The organism is Propionivibrio sp. (genome assembly GCF_049316945.1).
Taxonomy (GTDB): Bacteria; Pseudomonadota; Gammaproteobacteria; order Burkholderiales; family Rhodocyclaceae; genus Propionivibrio.
Map to the genome: position 1 here is coordinate 22974 of NZ_JBMOJE010000058.1, position 8550 is coordinate 31523.

At 58.0% G+C, this 8550-nt stretch carries 7 protein-coding genes; 3 read left to right on the forward strand and 4 right to left on the reverse strand.

Features of this window, described 5'->3' with window-relative positions; genetic code table 11:
- Nucleotides 1-125: 125 nt before the first annotated feature.
- A complete protein-coding gene (locus ACOYNV_RS14110; RefSeq protein WP_422900426.1) occupies nt 126-1067 on the forward strand; it encodes a response regulator in 942 nt (313 codons plus the stop codon).
- A 472-nt stretch (nt 1068-1539) separates the two neighbouring features.
- Here ACOYNV_RS14110 and ACOYNV_RS14115 read toward each other — a convergent pair whose 3' ends face one another.
- The 4 genes from ACOYNV_RS14115 to ACOYNV_RS14130 form a co-directional block, all read right to left on the reverse strand.
- Nucleotides 1540-2613, reverse strand: coding sequence for a sulfate/molybdate ABC transporter ATP-binding protein (locus ACOYNV_RS14115; protein WP_422900427.1), 1074 nt, complete (start codon nt 2611-2613; stop codon nt 1540-1542).
- Between the two features lie 169 nt (nt 2614-2782).
- Nucleotides 2783-3661, reverse strand: a complete 879-nt coding sequence (gene cysW, locus ACOYNV_RS14120) for a sulfate ABC transporter permease subunit CysW (RefSeq protein ID WP_422900428.1) — start codon at nt 3659-3661, stop codon at nt 2783-2785.
- The gene (cysT, locus tag ACOYNV_RS14125; protein ID WP_422900429.1) at nt 3658-4503 is read right to left on the reverse strand and encodes a sulfate ABC transporter permease subunit CysT; all 846 of its coding nucleotides are present in this window, start codon (nt 4501-4503) and stop codon (nt 3658-3660) included. Before cysT ends, cysW begins: the two co-directional genes overlap by 4 nt.
- 100 nt (nt 4504-4603) lie before the next feature.
- Entirely contained in the window at nt 4604-5602 is a 999-nt protein-coding gene (locus tag ACOYNV_RS14130; RefSeq protein ID WP_422900430.1) for a sulfate ABC transporter substrate-binding protein, read from the reverse strand.
- A gap of 189 nt (nt 5603-5791) precedes the next feature.
- Between ACOYNV_RS14130 and ACOYNV_RS14135 the strand changes: the two genes are divergently transcribed.
- The gene (locus ACOYNV_RS14135) at nt 5792-7153 is read left to right on the forward strand and encodes a serine/threonine protein kinase (RefSeq protein WP_422900431.1); all 1362 of its coding nucleotides are present in this window, start codon (nt 5792-5794) and stop codon (nt 7151-7153) included.
- 36 nt (nt 7154-7189) lie between these two features.
- Nucleotides 7190-8161, forward strand: coding sequence for a TIGR01212 family radical SAM protein (locus ACOYNV_RS14140; RefSeq protein WP_422900432.1), 972 nt, complete (start codon nt 7190-7192; stop codon nt 8159-8161).
- Nucleotides 8162-8550 lie beyond the last annotated feature (389 nt).

Below are 8550 nucleotides of genomic sequence, written 5' to 3' on the forward strand. Positions count from 1 at the left end.
GAGACTGGCTCGCGAAAGAGGCCATGTTTCACGGAAAATTCTTTTATACTTCCTGCATTCAAATAAACAAGCACAACCGGTAAAGTTGTTAGCCGCGTCACAAGCTTGATCGAAAGGTATGCCGCATGAGCTTTTTTTCGAAGATCCTGTCATTTTTTGGCAAGACCGAGGCCCAAGCCTTGCCGCCCAAGGCTGTTCCGGTCAAACACCTGCGGCCCAAGCCTGTCCAGCCCAGGACAGCGCCGGCCAAGGCCCTGCCGCCCAAGGCCGTTGCGCAGACCGATCCGGTCCGGGTCATTGCGTCGCCTTCTGCTCCAGTAGAGCGACGCAGCGAGAAACGCCTCGGTACGCACAAGGGCCGGCGCGTTCTCATCGTCGATGATTCGGCGACGATCGTCGCCGCGCTGAGAAAAATTCTGCGCTCGGCAGGTTGCATCACGATGGAGGCCATTGATGCTGAAAAAGGTCTGGAACTGGTGCGCCAGGAAAAACCAGACCTGGTCTTTCTCGATATCGTGCTGCCCGGCATGAACGGTTTTGCCGCCCTGCGGCTGATGCGCCGCGATCCCCTGACGCAGCACATTCCGGTGATCATGATCAGCGGCAACGAGCAGGCGACGGAAGAGTTTTACGCCAAGCGGATCGGTGCCGACGATTTCATGAAGAAACCTTTTTCCCGCATCGAGGTATTCGCCCGCATCGAACACCTTGTCGAGGCCAACAAGCTCGCACGCCTCGAAGCCAGCGTGGCGGTGGGAAAACCGACCCCGACTCCTGTTCCACCGCAAGTCTCCAGTCGCCCTGAAGTCCTGCCGGCCCTGACCATTGGGCCACCACAGAAGATCGCTCAACGGGAAGCCGAGATGCCGCTGGCACCGACCGCTGTAACCCCGCCCGCGATTTCATCGCTGGAGGCACGCACCCAACTCACAGCAATGGGCCTGCAGTATTTCAACCAGGAACAGTTCATCGCCGCCATCGAGCGCGGTGACAAACTGGCGCTGCAACTCTTCATCGCCGGCGGCGGTATCAACATCAGCGAGCAAGTTGCAGAAAACCCTGCCTGAGCTTGCTCCGGAAGTCGCCGTTGCGGAAAACCAACCCCGCCGACTCGAACACCCGCTTCGTCAGGCAGCCTTCAAGCACCTGGCTCTGTGCTTCGTTCAGTCCGTCAGCCAGGCAAGCAGATTCCCGGCCCCTCGATTGAACGCCACCTGCCAGACGGAAAATTGCGGCAAGAGGCCGTCACGCCGCCGGAAACATCACCGACCAATCCGCGTTTGTTCACACCTTTCATGGTTGATTGCCTTTTAATAAGCAAGGCGCGAAAACGGTTTTGGTATTCGACATTAACGCGAAAGCCGGGAGATGCCACGGTTTTTTATCACTGCCCTGCAGACCGCTTCAAAAGGCGATCTACAGGCTATATGCCGTGCAAGCCTTATGAATAATGGCTTCCACGGCACACCATGCCAAGACGACCGTATTTACTGCCTTGCAGCCCGGCATCCTCGAAACAACGCGCCAATCACGCGCCAATCATATTCCCGATCCGCCTTCTTCCATCGCGGCCTCAGGCATGGCGAAAACCTTGACCTGGCGCGGCTTGAGCCACACCTGCTGCCCTTTGGCGAGATTCAGCGCGACGGCGCGATCGCGCGTCAGTTCCACCTCGATCAGCTCAGAGGCATGGGCCAACTCGACGCGCACCAACGGGCCGATGGCATGCACATTCTGCACCGTGGCCTCCAGCCCTCCCGCGACCTGGAGATGCTCGATGTCGATATCGTGCGGGCGAACGAAGGCCATGGCCTCGCCTTCCGGCGCGGCCTTATCAGCAAAATCGCGCCCGATATCAGCCCAGTTGCCATGTACCCGGCTGTGGAAGACATTGACGTTGCCGAGAAACTGATAGACAAAAGGCGACGCCGGATTGGAATAGACCTCGTCGGGGGTGCCGATCTGCTCGACACGCCCCTGATTCATGACCACCACGCGATCGGCGACTTCCAGCGCCTCTTCCTGATCGTGCGTCACGAAGACGCTGGAGATGTGCATCTCGTCGTGCAGGCGGCGCAGCCAGCGGCGCAATTCCTTGCGCACCTTGGTGTCGAGCGCGCCGAACGGCTCGTCGAGCAGCAGCACCTTGGGTTCAACCGCCAGCGCACGCGCCAGTGCGATGCGCTGACGCTGTCCGCCGGAAAGCTGTGAAGGGTAACGATCGGCCAGCCAGTCGAGTTGAACGAGCTTGAGCAGATCCGTCACCTTGCGCCGAATCTCTGCCTCGGGCGGGCGCTCGCTTTTCGGCTTGACGCGCAACCCGAAAGCCACGTTCTCGAACACCGACATGTGCCGGAACAAGGCGTAGTGCTGGAACACAAAGCCGACCTTGCGTTCGCGCACATGCAGGTGCGTCGCCTCTTCGCCAGCAAATTTCACATGCCCGCTGTCCGCGTTCTCCATGCCGGCAATAATCCGCAGCAACGTTGTTTTTCCGCAGCCGGAAGGCCCGAGCAGGGCGACCAGTTCGCCGGTCGGGATGTGGAGGTCGATATTGTCCAGCGCGACAAAGTTGCCAAAACGCTTGCCGACACCGCAGATTTCTATGCTCATATTGGATTCAGTGAAGAGTAAAAGAAAAGCCTTAACACCCACCGCAAAGACGCAAAGGAGCAAAGGAAGCGCAAAGGGAATTCCTTGCCCTCAAAGCTTTTCTCTGCGAAACCTTTGCGCCTTTGCGCCTCTGCGGTGGATTCTTGATAATTCGACAAGTACTCAATCCTCACTTCTGCCCCCTCACTGCTTCTGGCGACAGCGCCGTATCCAGCATTTCAGTTTCCTTGCGCATTTGCCACTCGACCAGCGTCTTGGCGACGAGCGTAACCAAAGCCAGCAGGGCCAGTACCGAGGCCGAAGCGAAGGAGCCGACGGCATTGTATTCGTTGTACAGAATTTCCACGTGCAGCGGCAAGGTATTGGTCTCGCCCCGGATATGGCCGGAAACCACCGACACGGCGCCGAACTCGCCCATGGCGCGGGCGTTGGCGAGGATTACACCGTAGAGCAAGCCCCACTTGATATTCGGCAGCGTGACGCGAATGAACATCAGCCAGCCGGTGGCGCCGAGTGAGATGGCGGCCTCTTCTTCATCTTTTCCCTGCGCCTGCATCAGTGGAATCAGTTCCCGCGCGACAAAGGGAAAGGTGATAAACAGCGTCACCAGCACCATCCCGGGCAAGGCAAACACCACCTTGATGCCGTGTTCCGAGAGCCACTGACCGAACAGGCCTTGTGCGCCGAAAATCAGCAGGAACACCAAACCGACAACCACCGGCGAAATCGCAAAAGGCAGATCGATCAGCGTAACCAGCAGGCTCTTGCCGCGGAAGTCGAACTTGGCGATGGCCCAGGCCGCCGCCACGCCGACAATGACATTGAACGGCAGCACGAACACGGCAATGAAAATGGTCAGCCAGATTGCGGAAAGGGTTTCAGGGTCGTTCAGTGCACTGAAGTAAGCCGACCAGCCGCCAGACAGGGCTTCGAAGAAGACCGCCAGCAAAGGCAAGGCCAGAAAGAAGAAGAGGAAGGTGAGGCCGATGCCGATCAGCGTCCAGCGCAACCAGCGCGGTTCGGCATTGGCCATGCGTTGGGCGCTCATGGGCTGACCCTCTTGTTGCCATGGCGGCCGCCGTGATGCCGGCTTGCCGCCCACCATTGCAGGGCATTGACGCCCAGCAGCAGAAGAAAGGAGATGACGAGCATGACGCAAGCCAGCGCCGTGGCGCCGACCACGTCGTACTGCTCAAGTTTGGAAATGATCAGCAGTGGCGTAATTTCCGAAATCAGCGGCATGTTGCCGGCGATGAAGATTACCGATCCATACTCGCCGACGGCACGCGAGAAGGCCATCGTGAAGCCGGTCAGCAGCGCCGGAAAAAGAGCCGGAAAAAGTACGCGGATAAAGGTTTGCAAACGCGAGGCACCAAGCGTCGCCGCGGCCTCTTCGATTTCCGGCTCGATATCCTCGATCACCGGTTGCAGGGTGCGCACGACAAAGGGCAGGCTGATGAAGGTCAGCGCCACGACAATGCCGAGCGGCGTGAATGCCACCTTCAGGCCGAGCGGTTCGAGATGGCGTCCGATCCAGCCGTTACCGGCGTAGAGCGTGGCCAGCGTGATGCCGGCCACTGCTGTCGGCAAGGCAAAAGGAAGATCGACCAGAGAATCGACCAGGCGTTTTCCGGGAAAGGTGTAACGTACCAGTATCCAGGCGACGATCAAGCCGAACACGGCGTTGATCAAAGCGGCGAGAAATGACGCGCCGAAGGTCACTCGATAGGAAGCGAGCGCCCGCTCACCGCTGGCAATGTCCCAGAACTGGCCAAGGCTGAGCGAACTCGACTTGAACGCCAGCCCGGAAAGCGGCAGCAGAATGAGCAGCGACAGATAGACCAGCGTGCAGCCGAGAGACAGGCCGAAGCCGGGAAGGACGCGTTTCATCAAACCTTGAACCTTGTGGGGATACGCCTGGCCACGGAAATCGCAGTGAAAGCGAGGGTTTGCTCCTCACTCTTAACTCCAGACTCCCAACTGTTCCTACTTACTTGCTCTGATAAATCTGGTCAAACGTGCCGCCGTCCTTGAAGTGTGCCGGATACGCCTTGGGCCAGCCGCCGAATACTTCATCGACGGTGAATGTCTTGATCGCCGGGAACTGGGCCGCATACTTCTTGAGCAACTCGGCATCACGCGGACGAAGGTAGTTCTGCGCGGCATTCTCCTGCCCCTCCTTCGACCACAGATAATCCAGATAGGCTTGCGCCAGCTTGCGCGTTCCCTTCTTGTCGACCACCTTGTCAACAACGGCCACCGGGAACTCGGTAAGAATCGACAGCGAAGGATAAACGACTTCAAACTCGCCCTTGCCGAATTCCTTGGCGATCAACTCGGCTTCGCTCTCAAAGGAAACCAGCACGTCGCCGATCTTGCGCTGCATGAAAGTTGTCGTCGCATCACGGCCTCCGGCGGCGAAGAGCGGGGCATTCTTGAGCAATTTGCCGACGAAGTCCAGCGCCGTCTTGTCGCTACCGCCCGGCTGCTTGAGCGCGTAGCCCCAGGCCGCGAGATAGGAATATCGGCCATTACCGGTGCTCTTCGGATGCGGCAGGATGACCTGCACGCCCGCCTTCACCAGATCCGGCCAATCCTGCAAGGCCTTGGGATTACCCTTGCGCACGATGAATACCATCGTCGACGTGTAGGGCGAAGCGTTGTTCGGAAACTGCTTGGCGTAATCCTTGGCCACCAAACCTTTTTCGGCAAGAAAGTCGACGTCGGAGGCCTGGTTCATGGTCACCACGTCAGCTTCCAGCCCGTCGGCCACGGCACGCACCTGTTTGCTCGAACCGGCATGCGACTGCTTGAGTTCGACCGACTCGCCGGTTTTAGCCTTCCAGTATTTCTGGAACAGCGGGTTGAAGTCCTTGTAGAAGTCACGGGAAACATCATAGGAAACATTGAGCAGGCTGCTCTCGGCGAATGCCGGCAAAGTTGTAGCGGCGACAACGGCAAACAGGAAATTGCGGATCAGTCGGGACATTGGAGCCTCCTTGGAATTCTTCGAGCAACAAAAAGGAAGCTACTATAGACAAGACTTATAGAACACCAAAGTCTGATTGTTTATTTGCTTATTCCGAAATTGAATAAATGAATTTACCGAGGACTACGCAATCTGCCTTCAAGCGGTTAACATGTTGACAGCGAATTACTTATCCGCCTCTTCTATCCCATGCCCAAAACCAGCCACGCCAAACCATTCGCCCAACTCCCCGCCGGCCTTGGCCAGCACTACGAAGTCCGTGGCGAACTCGGACGCGGCGCCACCGGGACCGTTTATCACGCCTGGGACACCTTTGCCCAGCGCGATGTAGCATTAAAGGTTGCCCACGCCCAGGTCTTCAACGACGATCCGGATCAGACCCTCGTGCGCAAAGCCTGGCTGAACGAAGTGCACTTGGCGGGCAGCCTGCATCACCCCTACATCGTCGAGGTCTTCGATGCCGGGTTTGGCGACAACAGCGCCTATCTGGTCATGGAATACCTGCCCTACGGCACTCTGGAACCGTTTACCAAACCGGACAACCTCAAGCCGGTGCCTGAAGTCCTGGACATTGCCTACAAATGCGCCAGCGCGCTTGACTACGCCTGCCGAGCCGGCATCGTTCATCGCGACATCAAACCGGCCAACCTGCAACTGGTCGGCAAAGGCGAAGCCAAGGTCTGCGATTTCGGCGCCGCCTACTGGTCGAAAGGCAACAACGACGCGACTCAGGTGATGGATATTGGCTCACTGGCCTACATGGCGCCCGAACTCTTTCGCCAATGGGTCACCCCGCAGGCGGATATCTACGCGCTCGGCATCGTCCTGCACCAACTCCTGACCAGCAAGCGCCCCTTTGATGCGCCCGACCAGGCGTCGCTGATGTACAAGATATTGAACGGCGAGCGTGATCCCCTCACCAGCTTCCGCCCCGACCTGCCGGAGAACCTCAATGCCCTGCTCGACAAGATGCTCGCGCGTAGCCTTGAGGACCGTTTTGCCAACTGGCCATCGGTGCTCTCGGCGCTATCCAGACACAGCACCAAGACCCTGCAAACCAAATCGGCAGCCGTAGAACGCCCCGACGAAGCGGAACTCTATGACCAGCTTCGCCAACTGCCGCTGCTCGCCGCTCTCAACGACGCCCACCTGTGGGAACTCCTGCGCATTTCGCAGTGGCGAAAAATCAAGACCGGCGCTGTGCTGATGCGCGAGGGTGACAACGCGGTTTCGTGCTACCTGCTGCTCAAGGGTGAAGCCAGGGTACTGCAGAAGGGAAAGCTGATTGCCCTGCTGCACCAGGGAACGCTGTTCGGCGAACTCGCCTTTGCCGAAGAAACACCCTCTCCGCGTGCGGCAACGGTGGTCACGGCCAGCGACGCAACCATTGGCAAGTGGCCCTACTCCAAACTTAATTCCGCCTCTCCGGGTCTGCAGTCAAAAATGCTGCAAATCTTCTTCCGTCTCGCCGCCGAACGCCTCAAACAGTCCGACGAACGCTGCCTGCGGCTGTATCGGCAATATGCCCGGACTGATGACTCTAGCTCCTGAACGTCTGAGTACATCTACTTCACTACAGTTTTCGCAATGAGCAATCTTTCCGATAGCCTGGCCTCCTTCAATGGTCGCCGCTACCATGTCTATAACGACTGGGTGAAGCGCGAACACGGCGGACGACTGCAAAAAGTCTCCATCGATGCCGGATTCACTTGCCCCAACCGTGATGGTTCGCTCGGTGTCGGTGGTTGCAGCTTCTGCAATAATGAGGGCTTTTCCCCCAGCTATCTGCTTGAACAGCGTGAAATAGACACCCAGATAGACACCGGCATCGAATTCATGCGCCGACGCTACCCCAGGACCAAGAGCTTTCTTGCCTACTTCCAGAGCTATTCCAACACCTACGGCAATCTCGACAAGTTAAAGAAAACCTACGACATCGCGCTCGCTCACCCGTTGATTTCCGGGATCGTCATCGGCACCCGCCCAGACTGCCTGCCCGATGAAACCCTCGACTATCTCGCGGAACTCGCTACCCGCACGATGGTAGAACTGGAGATCGGCATCGAATCCTGCAGCGACGACGTATTGCAGGAATGTCTGCGCGGACACGATTTCGCCTGTACGCAGGATGCTATCCGGCGTGCTGCCGAACGTGGCCTTTTTGTCACCGGGCACCTGCTGCTTGGCCTGCCACTCGAGACCCGGGACAGTTTGCTTGATGGCGCCAAGGCGCTTGCCAGACTGCCAGTCGACGCAATGAAGTTCCACCAGTTGCAGATCGTGCGCGGCACCCGGCTCGCCAATCAGTATCGCACAGCCCCCGAGAGCATTCCGCTACTCGACCCGCTGACCTACTTTGACGCTGTGATCGATGTGCTTGAATTCCTGCCACCGAACATCAAGATCCAGCGTCTGGGCAGCGAGGCCCCGCCGACTGTGCTCGTCTCGCCCGATTGGGGAATGCGCCTTGACAAGTTCCCGGCACTGTTCGAAGCCCGCCTGCACGCGCGCGACACCTGGCAGGGACGGCTTTTCTTGGATAACGGCAAAGGCAACTAACGCCAGCACTCCCTGTCATAACCAATGAACTGCGTTTCAGGCCTGCAACACTTCGGCTTTAACGTAAAAGTTGCACCAGCGACTCTCGAATCTCCCCTCGCCCTCTGGGATACCCAGCGACTTGGCTGCCGTCTTTTGGCAGATTAGTCGAGTGGCTAGTATACTGAAATCGGTTACAAACTACTTTAACTAAACTGGCTAACCACATGTAAAATTATGGTGTTTATTTTCTGTGTGGTGGCGCCTGCGCCATGCGGAGACTAAACTTTACCGAAACGGAGAAGCAAGCGTTGTCGCATGAGCGCTTTCAACATTCGCACCCAACCTCACCCTCGTGTTAACGGTGTCGTCTCGCCGTAGAAATCTGGCGTCAACGGTTTGGCAAACCG